Source organism: Comamonas thiooxydans, assembly GCF_002157685.2.
Lineage (GTDB): Bacteria > Pseudomonadota > Gammaproteobacteria > Burkholderiales > Burkholderiaceae_C > Comamonas > Comamonas testosteroni_H.
The window spans coordinates 362,173-378,947 of sequence record NZ_AP026738.1 but is presented as its reverse complement, the minus strand read 5'-3'; the positions used below and the strand labels follow the sequence as shown (position 1 = coordinate 378,947).

Below are 16,775 nucleotides of genomic sequence, written 5' to 3'. Positions count from 1 at the left end.
GCCTTGGTTTCAGCAACGAACCAAGCGCAAATCCTTTGTTTTAAAGCGGTTGCAGCTCTCTGTTTAATAGGGCTTAAGAACGTTCGAGCTCGATGTCCAAGCCCAGAGAGCGGATTTCCTTGACCAGCACGTTGAACGATTCGGGCATGCCCGCTTCGATCGAGTGCTCGCCCTTGACGATGGACTCGTACACCTTGGTACGACCGACCACGTCGTCGGACTTCACAGTCAGCATTTCCTGCAGCACATAGGCGGCGCCGTAAGCTTCCAGCGCCCACACTTCCATTTCACCGAAACGCTGACCACCGAACTGGGCCTTACCGCCCAGAGGCTGTTGCGTCACCAGCGAGTAAGGACCGGTGGAGCGGGCATGCATCTTGTCGTCGACCAAGTGGTGCAGCTTCAGGTAGTGCATATAGCCCACGGTGGTCGGACGCTCGAAGCGCTCGCCGGTGCGGCCGTCATACAGGTATGCCTGAGTGCGTGTCTCGGTCAGACCCTTGGCGGCAGCGATGTCGTCAGGGTAGGCCAGCTTCAGCATGTCCTTGATTTCGGCTTCGGAAGCACCGTCGAACACCGGCGTTGCGAATGGCACGCCCGTGGTCAGCTCCTTGGCCATAGACATGACTTCGCCGTCGTCCAGCTGAGACAGCTCTTCCTTGCGGCCGCTGCGGTTGTAGATCTCTTCCAGGAAGGCGCGCACTTCAGCAGCACGGGCTTCCTTTTGCAGCATGTCGCCGATGCGCTGGCCCAGGCCCTTGCCGGCCCAGCCCAAGTGCACTTCCAGCACCTGACCGATGTTCATACGCGAAGGCACGCCCAGCGGGTTCAGCACGATGTCGGCGGTGGAGCCATCAGCCAGGAAAGGCATGTCTTCCACAGGAGTGATCTTGGAGACCACGCCCTTGTTACCGTGACGGCCGGCCATCTTGTCACCGGGCTGCAGACGACGCTTGACGGCCAGGTAGACCTTGACCATCTTCAGCACGCCGGCAGGCAGCTCGTCGCCCTGGGTGAGCTTCTTGCGCTTTTCTTCGAACGCCAGGTCGAAGGTGTGACGCTGCTGCTCGATGGAGTTCTTGATGGACTCCAGCTGAGCGGCCACATCGTCTTCGGCAGGACGAATGTCGAACCAGTGGAACTTCTCCACGCCGTCCAGATAGGCCTTGTCGATCTTGGCGCCCTTGGACAGCTTCTGAGGACCACCGTTGGCCACGCGGCCGGTCAGCAGCTTCTCGATACGGTCGAAAGCGTCGGCTTCCACAATGCGCAGCTGGTCGTTCAGGTCCAGACGGAAGCGCTTGAGTTCATCGTCGATGATCTGCTGGGCGCGCTTGTCGCGCTGGATGCCTTCACGCGTGAACACCTGCACGTCGATCACGGTGCCTTGCGAGCCCTGATCCACACGCAGAGAAGTGTCCTTCACGTCGGAAGCCTTCTCGCCGAAGATGGCGCGCAGCAGCTTCTCTTCAGGCGTCAGCGTGGTCTCGCCCTTGGGGGTGACCTTGCCCACCAGCACATCGCCGGGTTGCACTTCGGCGCCCACGTAGATGATGCCGGACTCGTCCAGACGGTTCAGTTGCTGCTCGGACAGGTTCGGGATGTCGCGTGTGATTTCTTCGGCACCCAGCTTGGTGTCGCGAGCCATCACCACCAGCTCTTCGATGTGGATCGAGGTGTAGCGATCGTCAGCCACGATGCGCTCGTTGATCATCACCGAGTCTTCGTAGTTGTAGCCGTTCCAGGGCATGAACGCGATCAGCATGTTCTGGCCGATGGCGATTTCGCCGAGGTCGGTCGAAGCGCCGTCCGCCAGCACATCACCCTTGGCCAGCTTGTCGCCACGGCTGACGATGGGGCGCTGGTGGATGTTGGTGTTCTGGTTGGAACGCTGATACTTGATCAGGTTGTAGATGTCCACGCCGACTTCACCGGCCACGGCTTCGTCGTCGTTCACACGGATCACGATGCGGGTGGCGTCGACATAGTCCACGATACCGCCGCGCTTGGCGGTGACCACGGTGCCGGAGTCCACGGCGGCAACGCGCTCGATGCCGGTACCGACCATGGGCTTTTCAGGACGCAGCACGGGCACGGCCTGACGCGACATGTTGGCGCCCATCAAGGCACGGTTCGCGTCGTCGTGTTCCAGGAAGGGAATCAGCGAAGCGGCCACGGACACGATCTGCGCAGGCGACACGTCCATGTATTGCACGCGCTCGGCCGACACCAGGGTCGATTCACCGGCTTCACGGGCCGACACCAGCTCGCCCACCAGATTGCCTGCGGCATCCAGATCGGCGTTGGCCTGGGCAATCACGTACTTGCCTTCTTCGATGGCCGACAGGTAGTCGATGTCCATCGTCACCTTGCCGTCCACCACGCGACGGTACGGGGTTTCGATGAAACCGTACTCGTTCAGGCGGGCGTACAAAGCCAGCGAGTTGATCAGACCGATGTTGGGACCTTCAGGCGTTTCGATAGGGCAGACGCGACCGTAGTGGGTCACGTGCACGTCACGCACTTCAAAGCCGGCACGTTCGCGGGTCAGACCGCCTGGGCCCAGGGCGGAAACACGACGCTTGTGCGTGATTTCTGCCAGAGGGTTGGTCTGGTCCATGAACTGCGACAGCTGCGAGGCACCGAAGAACTCCTTCAGAGCCGCAGAGATGGGCTTGGAGTTGATCAGGTCGTGGGGCATCAGAGGCTCTTGCTCGGCCTGACCCAGACGTTCCTTCACAGCCTTTTCGATACGCGCCAGACCGGTGCGGTACTGGTTCTCGGCCAGTTCGCCCACGCAACGCACGCGGCGGTTGCCCAGGTGGTCGATATCGTCGACTTCGCCACGGCCATTGCGCAGGTCCACCAGAATCTTGACCACGGCCAGGATGTCTTCGTTGGACAGCACCATGGGACCGGTCGCGCCTTCGCGGCCGATCTTGGCGTTGAACTTCATACGGCCCACGCGCGACAGATCATAGGTGTCGGCGTTGTAGAACAGGCGCTGGAACAGGGCCTGCACGGCGTCCTCGGTAGGAGGCTCGCCAGGACGCATCATGCGGTAGATGGCAACGCGGGCAGCGAACTCGTCCACGGTTTCATCGGTGCGCAGGGTCTGCGAGATGTAGGCGCCTTGGTCCAGTTCGTTGGTGTAGATGCACTGAACATCCTGCACACCGGCGCTGCGCAGCTTCTTGAGCAGGGCTTCGGTCAGTTCTTCGTTGGCCTTGGCGATGATTTCGCCGGTATCGGGATCAACGATGTTCTTGGCCAGCACACGACCCAGCAGGAAGTCTTCAGGCACGCTGACGAACTTGGTGCCGGACTGCTCCAGCTCGCGGGTGTGGCGAGCGGTGATGCGCTTGTCCTTGGCGACCACGACCTTGCCGGACTTGTCGGTGATGTCGAAACGCGCGACTTCGCCCTTCAGGCGATCGGCCACGAATTCCATCTGGGCACCGCTGTCCATCAGGCGGAAGTTGTCGTTCACGAAGAACGTTGCCAGGATGGTCTCGGGCGTCATGCCGATGGCCTTCAGCAGGATCGACACGGGCATCTTGCGGCGACGGTCGACGCGGAAGTACAGCAGGTCCTTGGGGTCGAACTCGAAGTCCAGCCAGGAGCCGCGGTAAGGAATGATGCGAGCCGAGAACAGCAGCTTGCCCGAGCTATGGGTCTTGCCCTTGTCGTGCTCGAAGAACACGCCAGGCGAACGGTGCAGCTGAGACACGATCACGCGCTCGGTACCGTTGATGATGAACGAACCCTTGTCGGTCATCAGGGGCACTTCGCCCATGTAGACCTCTTGTTCCTTCACTTCCTTGACCACCTTGGACTGAGCCGTGGAGGACTCGCGGTCATAGATGATCAGCTGGACCTTGGCGCGGACAGCGGAGGCAAAGGTCAGACCACGGGTCTGGCATTCACGCACGTCGAAAGCGGGCTTGGCGAGGTTGTACTCGACAAACTTCATCTCCACAAAACCATTGTGGGAGACGATGGGGAAGGCGGAATTGAAGGCCGCTTGCAGGCCATCAATGGTACGTTTTTTGGGGGCTACATCTGCCTGCAGGAATGCTGTATAGGCATCTTTTTGCATCTGCAGCAGATAAGGCACTTCGAGCACGCTATCGCGGCTCCCGAAGCTTTTGCGGATTCGCTTGCGTTCGGTATAAGAATAGGCCATGAGATCTCCGGGCAAAGACATGAGTCCTGGGTCTGCGACGACTGCCCCACAGGGTTCTCCTGCGGGCTTGGCGGTTGGCCACTACCAACCATGGCTGACGGCGATGCGTTGCACATCGCCCGAACCAAGGCATCTTCTGCTGTCGGATTGTCAGAAGACACTAAAAAGCAGACTCCCTAGGAAACCTGCTTTCTGGTGTGTTCTTTAAGCGCACTCCACAAGCGCCAAAGGCTGGAGACCCTTTTACGAGTCTCCAGCCCTTGATTTCACTGAATTACTTCAGTTCAGCCTTAGCACCGGCTTCAACCAGCTTCTTCACAGCGGCTTCAGCGTCAGCCTTGGGAGCGGCTTCCTTCACGGTCTTGGGAGCGCCGTCGACCAGATCCTTGGCTTCCTTCAGACCCAGGCCGGTGATTTCGCGCACAGCCTTAATCACGGACACCTTGTTGGCGCCAGCTTCGGTCAGCACCACGTTGAATTCGGTCTTTTCTTCAGCAGCAGCAGCGCCACCAGCAGCGCCGCCAGCAGCGGGAGCAGCCATAGCAGCGGCGGACACGCCAAACTTCTCTTCAATAGCCTTGACCAGGTCGTTCAGTTCCAGAACAGTCATGCTGTCCAGGGCGGTCAGGAATGCGTCTTTATCGAATGCCATTTTGATTTCCTAAAATTGGTTGGTTTTGCCGAGCACTCAGGCTGCGGCTGTTTCTGTTGCCGCTTCGGCAGAGCCTTCGCCCTTCTTGGCCGCCAGAGCGCCCAGCACAACGGCTGTACGCGAGATAGGCGACATGAGCAAGCCGCACAGTTGTGCGAGCAGTACTTCCTTGGAGGGGATGTTTGCCAGTTGCTTAACGCCGTCGATGTCCAGGGCCTTGCCTCCGAACGCACCACCGCGAATCACCAACTTGTCGTTGGTCTTCGCGAAGTCGGCCACCACCTTGGCGGCAGCCACTGCGTCTTCAGAGAAGCCATAGATCAGGGGACCAGTCATCTGGTCAGCCACCACGTCAAACGCGCTACCGGCAACAGCACGGCGGGCCAGGGTGTTCTTCAACACGCTCAGGCTCACACCCTTGCTGCGAGCATCGGCACGCAGTTTGGTCATGTCGGCGACCGTGATGCCACGGTATTCCGCGATCACAAGCGTTTGAGCTTTAGCGGCGAGGCTGGTCACTTCGTTGATGACCGCTTCTTTCTCACTGCGATTAAGACTCAAGGTCTACTCCTTCAAATGCATATGCAAGGCAAGCCCTGCATACACGCTCTTGTTGCAGCGACCAACTGTTTAGGAAAAAATTCCATCTGCAGCGGGATCGCCATCTGCGTTGGCCTTCGTGATTAAGTGATCAAATCACACCAACGGTCTTGGATGACCTGCAGGAGCAACAACTCCCGCAGCCCACCACACCAGATGAGCAAAGCTCATCTGACGATTTCTAGCAATTACGCCGAGATGGATTGTGTATCGACGCGAACGCCCACACCCATGGTCGACGAAACAGCCACCTTGCGCAGGTACAGACCCTTGCTGGAAGCAGGCTTGGCCTTGTTCAGTGCATCGATCAGAGCAGCCAGGTTGCCCTGCAGCTTGTCGGCATCGAACGAACGGCGACCGATCGTGCCGTGCACGATACCAGCCTTGTCCACGCGGAACTGCACCTGACCAGCCTTGGCGTTCTTCACGGCCGTAGCGACGTCAGGAGTCACGGTGCCAACCTTGGGGTTGGGCATCAGGCCGCGGGGGCCCAGGATCTGACCCAGCTGACCCACAACGCGCATAGCGTCGGGAGCAGCGATCACCACGTCGAAGGGCATGTCGCCGGCCTTGACTTGAGCAGCCAGGTCGTCCATGCCGACCACGTCAGCGCCGGCAGCCTTGGCTTCTTCAGCCTTGGCGCCTTGTGCGAACACAGCCACGCGAGCAGTCTTGCCGGTGCCGTGAGGCAGAACCACGGCGCCACGCACCACTTGATCCGACTTCTTGGCATCCACGCCCAGTTGCACGGCCACGTCGATGGATTCATCGAACTTGGCAGTTGCAGCTTCCTTCACCAGCGCCACGGCGTCAGCGAAAGAGTACAGCTTGTTGGAATCAACCTTGCCCTGGAGAGCTTTTTGCTTCTTGGTCAACTTGGCCATTTACACACCCTCCACGATCACGCCCATCGAACGGGCAGAACCAGCCAGCGTACGCACAGCAGCGTCAACGTCAGCGGCGTTCATGTCCTTCAGCTTGGTCTTGGCGATTTCTTCCAGCTGAGCACGCGTGATCTTGCCGACCTTGTTCTTCAGAGGATTGGCAGAACCCTTGTCCAGCTTCACAGCCTTCTTGATCAGAACGGTTGCGGGAGGAGTCTTGATGACGAACGTGAAGCTCTTGTCAGCAAAAGCCGTGATCACCACGGGCAGAGGCAGGCCGGGCTCGACACCTTGGGTCTGGGCGTTGAACGCCTTGCAGAATTCCATGATGTTGAGGCCGCGCTGACCCAGCGCAGGACCAATGGGAGGAGAAGGATTGGCCTTACCAGCTGGCACTTGCAGCTTGATGAAGCCGACGATTTTTTTCGCCATGTTGAGCTCCTTACGGGTATAGCGCCATTTGCGATGTCTGCAAACAGCTCCCCGAGGTTGCTGACTCTATAAAAAAGCTTCGCATCGAGTCAAAAAATGCGAAGCCCTAGATTCTATTGCGAATCTCAAGTTTTCTCAACTTGAGAGAATTCCAATTCCACAGGAGTTGCGCGGCCAAAGATGGTGACCGAGACACGCAGACGGTTCTTTTCGTAGTTGACTTCCTCGACGGAGCCATTGAAGTCCGCAAACGGACCTTCCTTGACACGAACCATTTCGCCGACCATGAACTCGACCTTGTGGCGGGGCTTTTCGGTGCCCTCCTGCATCTGGTCGACGATCTTGCGAACTTCTTCTTCAGAAATAGGGGCAGGACGGTTCTTGGCACCGCCGACGAAGCCGGTCACCTTGCTGGTGTGCTTCACCAGGTGCCAGGTATCGTCATCCATCACCATTTCGACGAACACATAACCGGGGAACAGGCGACGCTCTGTGGTGCGACGAGTGCCGTTGCGCATTTCCACCACTTCTTCGGAAGGCACCAGGATGCGGCCAAACTTGGACTGCATGTCCGAGCGAGCAATACGCTCCGCAATATTGCGCTCGACAGCCTTCTCCATACCCGAATAGGCATGGACGATATACCAGCGCAGATCGGGATTGGCGGGTCCCGCTGCTCCACCATTCACATCTGTTTCGACTGCATCAGCCATTACTTCCTCCAGCCCAAAATCAAGTCGTACAAGACCCATTCAAGCGTCTTATCGGTGAACCACAAGAACAAGGCCATCACCACCACAAACGCAAAGACATACAGTGTCATCTGCATGGTTTCCTTGCGGGTGGGCCAGACCACCTTCTTCACCTCACGCCAAGCATCACGAGCAAAGCCAATGAAGCGCTTGCCCGGCTCAGAGATCAGAAACACGCCAGCAGCCAGCACCAGGCCGACAATCAGAGTCGCCCACTGCACCAGCGCACCTTGCTTGCTCAACAGATAAAAGCCAGCAATAGAAGCAACAACTAAAGCCGCAACAGCGGCTAATTTTGCTTTGTCAGCAGCAGAGCTGACTGTTTCAACCTGAGTAGTGGCCATATTTTGTTTCAAATGCACAAAAATGTGCAATTTCAAGACACAAAAGCCCGCCAAAGGCGGGCTCTTGTTGATTCCACCATTAAGAGGTGGCAGGGGCAGTAGGAATCGAACCTACAACCTTCGGTTTTGGAGACCGACGCTCTGCCAATTGAGCTATACCCCTACAAATCAATTATGCAATGATCGTGGCAACCACACCGGCGCCCACAGTACGACCACCTTCGCGGATAGCGAAGCGCAGACCTTCTTCCATGGCGATGGGGGAGATCAGCTTCACAGTGATCGACACGTTATCGCCAGGCATCACCATTTCCTTGCCTTCGGGCAGTTCGATGGAGCCGGTCACGTCAGTTGTACGGAAGTAGAACTGGGGACGGTAGTTGTTGAAGAAGGGAGTGTGGCGACCGCCTTCGTCCTTCGACAGCACGTAAACTTCAGCAGTGAAGTTGGTGTGGGGCTTGATGGAGCCGGGCTTGCACAGCACTTGGCCGCGTTCCACGTCTTCACGCTTGGTGCCGCGCAGCAGCAGACCCACGTTGTCGCCAGCTTGACCTTGGTCCAGCAGCTTGCGGAACATTTCCACGCCGGTGACGGTGGTCTTGACGGTGTCCTTGATACCGACGATTTCGATTTCTTCGCCGACCTTGACAATACCGCGCTCGATACGGCCGGTCACCACGGTACCACGACCGGAGATGGAGAACACGTCTTCCACGGGCATCACGAAGGCGCCGTCAACAGCACGCTCGGGAGTGGGGATGTAGGTGTCCAGAGCTTCGGCCAGCTTCAGGATGGCAGGCTCGCCCTTGTCGGACTGGTCACCTTCCAGGGCCAGCTTGGCGGAACCGCGGATGATGGGGGTGTCGTCACCGGGGAAGTCGTACTTGGACAGCAGCTCGCGCACTTCCATTTCGACCAGTTCCAGCAGTTCTTCGTCGTCCACCATGTCGGCCTTGTTCAGGAACACGATGATGTAGGGCACGCCCACCTGACGCGACAGCAGGATGTGCTCGCGAGTCTGGGGCATGGGGCCGTCAGCAGCGGAGCAAACCAGGATAGCGCCGTCCATCTGAGCGGCACCAGTGATCATGTTCTTCACATAGTCAGCGTGGCCGGGGCAGTCCACGTGAGCGTAGTGGCGGTTGGCAGTTTCGTACTCAACGTGCGAAGTGTTGATCGTGATACCACGAGCCTTTTCTTCGGGGGCGTTGTCGATCTGCGAGTAATCCTTGGCTTCACCGCCGAAGTGCTTGGACAGCACGGTAGCGATAGCAGCAGTCAGGGTGGTCTTGCCGTGGTCAACGTGACCGATGGTGCCCACGTTCACGTGGGGCTTGGTGCGCTCGAATTTTTCTTTTGCCATTTTTCCGACTCCGAAAAAATTAATTCACTGCAAGAGGATTTCGGCGCAACCCTATCAAGCGAGCGCACCAGAAAATGGTGCCCATGGCGGGAATCGGACCCGCGACCTCTCCCTTACCAAGGGAGTGCTCTACCACTGAGCCACATGGGCAAAGAAGCTGCAAAAACAACTTCTAAAATCTTTGCTCGCAAACTGGAGCGGGAGACGGGAATCGAACCCGCGTCATTAGCTTGGAAGGCTAGGGTTCTACCATTGAACTACTCCCGCACAGATTTACTACTGCACGTGACTGCTATTTCTAGCAATCGCTCTTCTCAACCATTGCTGGTGGAGGGGACAGGATTCGAACCTGTGTACGCGTTAGCGGGCAGATTTACAGTCTGCTGCCTTTAACCACTCGGCCACCCCTCCGAAGAGACTCGAATTGTAGCATCTATTTTCAGCTTAAAAAGAAATTTTGAAATTTCTTTTTTCTTACCGAAGATCGATGCTGGCGCGGCTGGCGGGGATCGAACCCACGACCCTTGGCTTCGGAGGCCAATACTCTATCCACTGAGCTACAGCCGCGAATCCGTCAGGCCGCTCGCACGGCCAACAACAATTCAACAGCCGCAATTATTGCACGGGTTTGGACACCCAAATCACAAATTCACCTGAAATCCCAAACCAGACAAGTAGACATCCACCGACATCGAACCGACCTTGACCAATGAGAAACTTCCTTCCGTCAATACCCAACCATGTATAAGACCTACAAAAAGAGAGTGCAAACCGAGAGCCGCCTCTTCCGGGGATACCGACAACTGCACGGACTGCCCCTGTGCCGCAGCTGCCAGGTCGTGCGCAAATTTTTCCCGAGCGAAGCCTGAACTTTCTATATGCTGCAAACGCACATCGGCCAGCTCGCCCACGTATTCCATTTTGAATAGCGCCGTTTCAAACACCTTGCGTCTGCGCTCATCCTCGTCCAAGCTCTCGAACACACACAGGATGGAGTGACGAATGCGCTCTAGCGGCAACAGGTCACCATACCTGTCGTCACAGATTTCTTCGAAAGGCAGGCATATGCGCCCAAGCATGGAAACAAAGACATCCATCTTGTCCTTGAAGTGCCAGTACACCGCCCCGCGTGTCGCCCCTGCACGCTGGGCGATATCGCCCAGAGAGGTTCGAGACACGCCCTTCTCGAAAAACACCTCTTCAGCCGCATCCAGCAGCTTGGTGCGCGTCTCATCCGCTTCAGCCTTGGTTCTTCGAGCCATCACTCACCCTCTTCATCAATCGCCGGCGATAGTTCGCCGCGAGAAAAGCCATTTCTCAACTGCTTTACGCAGCGTTTTCAATTATACATTTATGCATGTATGTATAATTTCCTTAGCACCGATATGCAGGAAACCATCTAGGGTTTCCACCCGAATGAGCGCTCCACTGCGGACAGCGCTCTTTTCTCGTTTTCACAATGTCAACCGGAAGGACGTTCATGCACCCGATGTATGAAGCAAACCAGGCTCCCGACAATCAGTCCCATTCAGCCGCATCCGGCACCCGCTCCATGGTCATAGGCCTGAGCTTGGCTGCTGCACTGGGCCTAGTCGCATGCAGTGACAAAAACGCGGAAGCTCAAAAAGCACAAGCAGCCGCTCAGGCACAACCACCCGAAGTTGGTGTAGTGACGGTCTCCATGCAGAACGTGCCTTTGATCTCCGATCTGCCCGGTCGCCTGGAGCCATCGCGCATTGCTCAGGTTCGCGCGCGCGCAGCCGGCATCGTGCAAAAGCGCCTGTTCCAGGAAGGCTCGGATGTCAAAGCAGGCCAAGCCCTGTTCCAGATTGACAACACCCCGTACAAAGCCAACCTGCAGAGCGCTCAGGCGACCCTGGCACAGGCCGAAGCCAATCTCGCTCAGGCATCTGCCACCGCACGCCGCTACAAGCCACTGGTGGAAGCCAATGCCATCAGCAAGCAGGAATACGACACCGCCATCGCCAACGAGAAAGCGGCCCTGGCACAGGTTGCCGCAGGCAAGGCGGCAGTCACCAATGCCAACGTCAACCTGGGCTATGCCAGCGTGACGGCCCCCATCTCCGGACGCATCGGCCGCGCTCTGGTGACGGAAGGCGCTCTGGTCGGCCAGGGCGAAGCCACGCAGCTGGCAACCATTCAGCAAGTCAACCCGCTGTATGTGAACCTGACCCAGTCCTCTTCCGACATCATGCGCATGCGTGAAGCGCTCGGCTCCGGCAAGTTGGCAAAGGTAGGTGACAACGCTGCGCGCGTCCACGTCTATTTGGACGATGGCAAGGAGTACGCACACACCGGCAAGCTGCTGTTCACCGACCTGACCGTGGACCCGACGACGGGCCAGGTCAGCGTGCGCGCGGAACTGCCCAATCCCGACGGACTGCTGCTGCCCGGCACCTATGTGCGCGTGCACCTGGAGCAGGCACAGGTCGAGAACGCCGCGCTGATTCCGCAACAGGCCGTGACCCGCAATGAAAAGGGCAACTTCGTCATGATCGTGGCCGAGGATGGCTCGGTGGCACCGCGCCCCGTTCAGATCAGCCAGTCCAGTGGCACCAACTGGGTTGTCACCTCCGGCCTGAAAGCTGGAGAAAAAGTCATGGTGGACGGCCTGATCAAGGTGGGCATGGGAGCCAAGAAGGTCAAGCCCGTCGAGATCAACAATGCAGCTGCCGGCGCCCCCGCGCAGCCCTCTGCTGCGGCCCCCGCCGCACCAGCGCAAGAGAAAGCTGCCACACCAGCCGAAGGTGCTGGCGAAGGCAAGGCAGCCAAGTAACAGGCACGATCCATGTCCAAGTTTTTCATCCACAGACCGATCTTTGCCTGGGTGATCGCGATTTTCGTGATCATTGCGGGCGTGATCTCCATCACCAAGCTACCGGTGGCACAGTTCCCATCGGTCGCACCTCCCACCATCAACGTGACAGCGACCTACCCGGGCGCCACGTCACAGACCATGACGGACTCCGTTCTGCAACTGATCGAGCGCGAAATCAACGGCGCGCAAGGTCTGATGTATATGGAAGCCTCCGCCCCTGCGGGCGGTCAAGGCACTCTGACCGTCACCTTTGCTCCGGGCACCAACCCCGATCTGGCGCAGGTGGACGTGCAAAACCGCCTCTCACGCGTGCTGCCCCGCCTGCCTCAGGTCGTTCAGGCCCTGGGCGTGCGCGTGGACAAGTCCATGAGCAACTTCCTGATGATTCTGGCCTTCCAGGCCGAGTCCGGGGAGACCTCGCGTGACGACATCGCCGACTATGTAAACCGCAATGTGGTGCCTGAAATCCAGCGTCTGGACGGCGTGGGCAAGGCACAGCTGTTTGCCTCGGGTCGAGCCATGCGCGTCTGGGTGGACCCGGCCAAGCTCCAGGGTTATGGCCTGTCGATTGCATCCGTCAATGCAGCGATTGCCGCACAGAACCAGCAGATCTCCGGCGGTGCACTGGGCAATCTGCCCAGCACACCCGGAACGACGACCACGGCAACGATTGTGGTGCCCGGTCAGCTGAGCACGCCCGAGGAATTCGGCGAAGTGGTGCTGCGCTCCAACTCCGACGGCTCCACCGTGCGCCTCAAGGACGTAGCCCGCATCGAACTGGGCATTGAAAGCTATGCCTTCGAGTCGCGCCTGGACGGCAAGCCCGCCGTGGCAATGGCCGTGCAGCTGACTTCGACCGCCAACGCCATGGCGACGGCCAAACTGGTCAAGGCCAAGATGGCCGAGATGGAGCCCTTCCTGCCTGCCGGCGTGAAATGGTCATCGCCCTACGACACCTCCAAGTTCGTGAAGATCTCCATCGAGAAGGTGGTGCATACGCTGCTTGAAGCCATCGTGCTGGTGTTCATCGTGATGCTGATCTTCCTGCAGAACATCCGCTACACCCTGATCCCTACCATCGTGGTGCCCATCGCATTGCTCGGCACCTTTGCCGTGATGCTGGTTGCCGGCCTGACCATCAACATTCTGGCCATGTTCGCCATGGTGCTGGTGATCGGTATCGTGGTGGACGACGCCATCGTGGTGGTGGAAAACGTCGAGCGCATCATGGCCGAGGAAGGCCTTCCCCCCAAGGAAGCCACCATCAAGGCCATGGGCCAGATCCAGGGCGCCGTGGTCGGCATCACCGTGATTCTGGTGACGGTGTTCCTGCCCTTGGCCATGTTCTCCGGCGCGACAGGCAACATCTATCGCCAGTTCTCGCTGGTGATGGCCATCTCGATCTTCTTCTCGGGCTTCTTTGCGCTGACGCTGACGCCTGCGCTTTGCGCCACCATGCTCAAGCCCATTCCCAAGGGCCACGCGCACGACAAGAAGACCGGCTTGCTCGGCCCGTTCTACAACTGGTTCAACCGCAAGTTTGAGGCTGGCACAAGACGCTATTCAGCCGCTCTGTCCGGTGTGGTCAAGCGCTCCGTACAGGCCTTCATCGTCTACCTGCTGGTGATCGCCGGTGTGGTCTTCATGTTCCTGCGACTGCCCACGGCCTTTCTTCCCACCGAAGACCAGGGCTATGTCATCTCGCTGGCTCAGTTACCTCCCGGCGCGAGCCTGGAACGCACCAGCAAGACGATGGCTGAGCTGGAGAAGTTCGCCCTGAGCCAGCCTGAGACCGATCACATCGTGAGCATTCTGGGCTTCAGCTTCATGGGTCAGGGCCAGAACGTGGGCCTGGCGTTCACCACGCTCAAGGACTGGTCCGAGCGCGCCGGTGCTGGCTCGGATGCCAAATCCTTCGCTGACCGAGCCAAGGGCGCCATGTTAGCGCTGCGCGATGGTTTCATCTTCACGCTGGTCCCCCCCTCCATTTCGGAGCTGGGCAATAGCGACGGTTTCACCTTCCGTCTGCAAGACCGCGGCAGCAAGGGGCATGCAGCCTTGCTGGAAGCCCGCAATCAGCTGGTTGCCAAGGCCAACCAGAGCCCTGTGCTGACCGGCGTGCGCTTTGATGGTGTGGACGACGCACCGCAATGGCAGGTGGACATCAACCGCGATGCGGTCTATGCCCAGCGCGTGAGCATGGGTGATCTGGCCACGACGCTGGCAACGGCCCTGGGCTCGTCCAACTCCACGGACTTCCCCAACAACGGCTTCATGCAGCGCGTCACCATCCAGGCCGATGCCGCCCGCCGCATGCAGCCCGAGGACGTGATGCGCCTGACGGTCCCCAACGCGCAAGGCCAGCTGGTGGAACTGTCCACCATGGTCAGCGCCAAGTGGATCAGCGGCCCCATGCAGCTGACACGCTACAACGGCTACCCCTCCATGAGCATCACCGGTCAGGCCAAACCCGGCTTTACCAGCGGTGACGCCATGAAGGAAATGGAAAAGCTGGCCCTGGAACTGCCCGACGGCTTCGGCTACGAGTGGACCGGCCAGTCCCTGGACGAGAAGAAGGCTGGCTCCTCGGCCATGCTGCTGTATGCGTTCTCCATCCTGGCCGTGTTCCTGTGCCTGGCCGCGCTGTATGAAAGCTGGAGCATTCCGCTGTCCGTGCTGCTGGTCGTGCCTCTGGGCGTGTTCGGCGCCGTGGCCGGCATGCTGATGCGCGGCATGCCCAACGACATCTACTTCCAGGTGGCGCTGATCACGGTGATCGGTCTCTCGGCCAAGAACGCCATCCTGATCGTGGAGTTCGCCAAGGACCTGCATGCGGAAGGCAAGAGTGCACTGGAGGCCGCGCTGGAAGCCGGTCACCTGCGTTTCCGCCCCATTCTGATGACTTCGCTGGCCTTTATTCTGGGCGTGGTGCCGCTGTACATCGCCTCCGGCGCCAGCGCTGCCAGCCAGAAGGAAATCGGCACGGGCGTGTTCTGGGGCATGGTGATCGGCACGCCGATCTCCGTGTTCCTGGTGCCCGTGTTCTTTGTGGCCGTGTTCAATCTGTTTGGCAAGAAGTCCAAGCAAGACTCCAACGCCACTTCCCCGGCGGCAACTTCTGCAGCACAGGGAGGCTCGCAACATGAATAAAACCTTGCTACCCGTAGCACTGGCCGGCGCGCTGCTGGCCAGCGGCTGCTCCTTCATCCCCACGCTGGAGCGTCCCGCCGCTCCGGTGGCGGAGCATTACTCTGCCGCCGACGAGCAGGCTGGCACCACCGCGGCCGCCGACATCCCCTGGCAGCAGTTCTACACGGACCCTCGCCTGCAGCAGGTGATCCAGCTCGCGCTGGACAACAACCGCGACCTGCGTGTGGCCGTGCTCAACATCGAAAAAGCGCAGGCCCAATACCAGATCCAGCGCGCCGCTCAGTTCCCTGAGTTCGGTGTGGCAGGCAGCGCCAGCCGCCAGCCCAGTGCCACCACGGGCCGCTATGCCAACTCGTACATGGCGGGCCTTTCCATGCCCAGCTGGGAGATTGACTTCTGGGGGCGCATCGGCAGCCTCAAGCAGCAGGCTCTGGCCCAGTATCTGGCGACCGAGGAAGGCCGAAAGGCGGCCCAGATCAGCCTGATCGCGACAGTCGCCAACACCTGGCTGAACCTGCAGGCTGACGAGGAGTTGTTGGCCATTTCCCGTCGTACCCTGGGCACACGCGAACAGTCCATCAAGCTGACCAAGCTGCGACTGGACTCCGGCGTCGCTTCCGAGCTGGACTACCGCCAGGCCCAGTCGCTGACCGAAAGCGCACGCGCCACGCTGGCCCAGCAAGCCGGTCAGCGCGAGCGCGACATCAACGCCCTGACGCTGCTCGTGGGCCAGGCTCTGCCTGCCGATCTGCAGACCAGCATGCAAGGCAAGCAACTGCGCGATCTGCCGGCCCTGGCCGATGTGCCGTCGGGCCTGCCTTCTGACCTGCTGCTGCGCCGGCCCGACATCCGTCAGGCAGAGCAAAGCATGATTGCCGCCAATGCCAGCATTGGCGCGGCACGCGCGCTGTTCTTCCCGAACATCTCCTTGACTGCCTCGGCAGGCTTTGTGAATTCGGAAGTCTCCGATCTGTTCAAGTCGGACTCCGCAGCTTTCACGATTGCGCCTTCGCTGTACCTGCCCATCTTCAATGCAGGCCGCAATCGCGCCAATCTGCAGGTTGCACAAGCCAGCCAGAAGATTGCCGTGGCGCAATACGAAGGCTCCATCCAATCGGCCTTCCGCGAGGTGTCCGACACCTTGGTGAATCGCCGAGCACTCAAGGATCAGCTCGATGCCCAGTCGCGTCAGCTGGAAGCGGAGCAGGTGCGCTACAAGCTGTCGGACCTGCGCTACACCAACGGTGTGGCCAGCTACCTGGATCTGCTGGATGCGCAGCGTTCGCTGTTTGCACTGGAGCAATCCGTGGTTCAGGTGCGCCTGGCGCAGCTGCAAAACCAGGTCAATCTCTACAAGGTGCTGGGCGGCGGCTGGACGGAGGCAAGCGCCAGCAACAACCCATCGGCAGCAACTGCAGCCCAGTAATCAGGCCAAGTTTTGCACCCTCACACAAGGCGTCTTCGGACGCCTTTTTTCATGCCCGCCACAAATTGACTGCACAAAGTTGATCCAACTCAACTCCTTTATGCAGCAGCCGTCAACCCGGATCGTCGTGCACTGGTGTTCTTAACC

General features: G+C 59.2%; 12 protein-coding genes and 5 tRNA genes. 3 read left to right on the top strand and 14 right to left on the bottom strand.

Annotation, left to right across the window (positions count from 1 at the left end; all coding sequences use genetic code 11):
- Positions 1–73 precede the first annotated feature (73 nt).
- The 14 genes from rpoB to CTR2_RS01700 all read right to left on the bottom strand — a co-directional run bounded on the left by rpoB (position 74) and on the right by CTR2_RS01700 (position 10,475).
- Positions 74–4,186: a DNA-directed RNA polymerase subunit beta gene (rpoB, locus tag CTR2_RS01765; RefSeq protein WP_003059330.1), complete on the bottom strand. Its 4,113-nt coding sequence runs from the start codon at positions 4,184–4,186 to the stop codon at positions 74–76.
- Positions 4,187–4,460: 274 nt separating this feature from the next.
- Positions 4,461–4,838 carry a 50S ribosomal protein L7/L12 gene (rplL, locus tag CTR2_RS01760; RefSeq protein ID WP_003059332.1) on the bottom strand — a complete coding sequence of 126 codons (378 nt, stop codon included), beginning with the start codon at positions 4,836–4,838 and terminating at the stop codon, positions 4,461–4,463.
- Positions 4,839–4,874: 36 nt separating this feature from the next.
- Positions 4,875–5,399, bottom strand: a complete 525-nt coding sequence (gene rplJ / locus CTR2_RS01755) for a 50S ribosomal protein L10 (RefSeq protein WP_003065692.1) — start codon at positions 5,397–5,399, stop codon at positions 4,875–4,877.
- A 227-nt stretch (positions 5,400–5,626) separates the two neighbouring features.
- Complete coding sequence (gene rplA / locus CTR2_RS01750; protein WP_003065693.1) at positions 5,627–6,322, bottom strand: 50S ribosomal protein L1; 696 nt, start codon at positions 6,320–6,322, stop codon at positions 5,627–5,629.
- On the bottom strand, positions 6,323–6,754 hold the full coding sequence (rplK, locus tag CTR2_RS01745; RefSeq protein ID WP_003078114.1) for a 50S ribosomal protein L11: 432 nt from the start codon (positions 6,752–6,754) through the stop codon (positions 6,323–6,325).
- 125 nt (positions 6,755–6,879) lie between these two features.
- Positions 6,880–7,467, bottom strand: a complete 588-nt coding sequence (gene nusG / locus CTR2_RS01740) for a transcription termination/antitermination protein NusG (protein ID WP_003065695.1) — start codon at positions 7,465–7,467, stop codon at positions 6,880–6,882.
- On the bottom strand, positions 7,467–7,850 hold the full coding sequence (secE, locus tag CTR2_RS01735; protein ID WP_034349432.1) for a preprotein translocase subunit SecE: 384 nt from the start codon (positions 7,848–7,850) through the stop codon (positions 7,467–7,469). Before secE ends, nusG begins: the two co-directional genes overlap by 1 nt.
- An 87-nt stretch (positions 7,851–7,937) precedes the next feature.
- Positions 7,938–8,013: transfer RNA gene (locus tag CTR2_RS01730), tRNA-Trp, on the bottom strand.
- A 9-nt stretch (positions 8,014–8,022) separates the two neighbouring features.
- Positions 8,023–9,213: an elongation factor Tu gene (gene tuf / locus CTR2_RS01725; RefSeq protein ID WP_012836789.1), complete on the bottom strand. Its 1,191-nt coding sequence runs from the start codon at positions 9,211–9,213 to the stop codon at positions 8,023–8,025.
- A 75-nt stretch (positions 9,214–9,288) separates the two neighbouring features.
- A tRNA-Thr gene (locus CTR2_RS01720) sits at positions 9,289–9,363 on the bottom strand.
- A 43-nt stretch (positions 9,364–9,406) separates the two neighbouring features.
- Positions 9,407–9,480 (bottom strand) — tRNA-Gly (locus CTR2_RS01715).
- Between the two features lie 58 nt (positions 9,481–9,538).
- Positions 9,539–9,624 (bottom strand) — tRNA-Tyr (locus CTR2_RS01710).
- Positions 9,625–9,704: 80 nt separating this feature from the next.
- Positions 9,705–9,780, bottom strand: a tRNA-Arg gene (locus CTR2_RS01705).
- Between the two features lie 74 nt (positions 9,781–9,854).
- Positions 9,855–10,475, bottom strand: a complete 621-nt coding sequence (locus CTR2_RS01700) for a TetR family transcriptional regulator (RefSeq protein WP_003065361.1) — start codon at positions 10,473–10,475, stop codon at positions 9,855–9,857.
- A 227-nt stretch (positions 10,476–10,702) separates the two neighbouring features.
- Here CTR2_RS01700 and CTR2_RS01695 point away from each other — a divergent pair, with 227 nt between their 5' ends.
- The 3 genes from CTR2_RS01695 to CTR2_RS01685 are packed head-to-tail and all read left to right on the top strand — an operon-like array spanning position 10,703 to position 16,628.
- Positions 10,703–12,010 (top strand): efflux RND transporter periplasmic adaptor subunit, encoded by a 1,308-nt coding sequence (locus tag CTR2_RS01695; RefSeq protein ID WP_176391754.1) that lies wholly within the window; start codon positions 10,703–10,705, stop codon positions 12,008–12,010.
- A 12-nt stretch (positions 12,011–12,022) separates the two neighbouring features.
- Positions 12,023–15,202 carry an efflux RND transporter permease subunit gene (locus CTR2_RS01690; RefSeq protein WP_087085348.1) on the top strand — a complete coding sequence of 1,060 codons (3,180 nt, stop codon included), beginning with the start codon at positions 12,023–12,025 and terminating at the stop codon, positions 15,200–15,202.
- The gene (locus tag CTR2_RS01685) at positions 15,195–16,628 is read left to right on the top strand and encodes an efflux transporter outer membrane subunit (RefSeq protein ID WP_087085349.1); all 1,434 of its coding nucleotides are present in this window, start codon (positions 15,195–15,197) and stop codon (positions 16,626–16,628) included. The genes CTR2_RS01690 and CTR2_RS01685 overlap by 8 nt, the downstream gene beginning before the upstream one ends.
- Positions 16,629–16,775 lie beyond the last annotated feature (147 nt).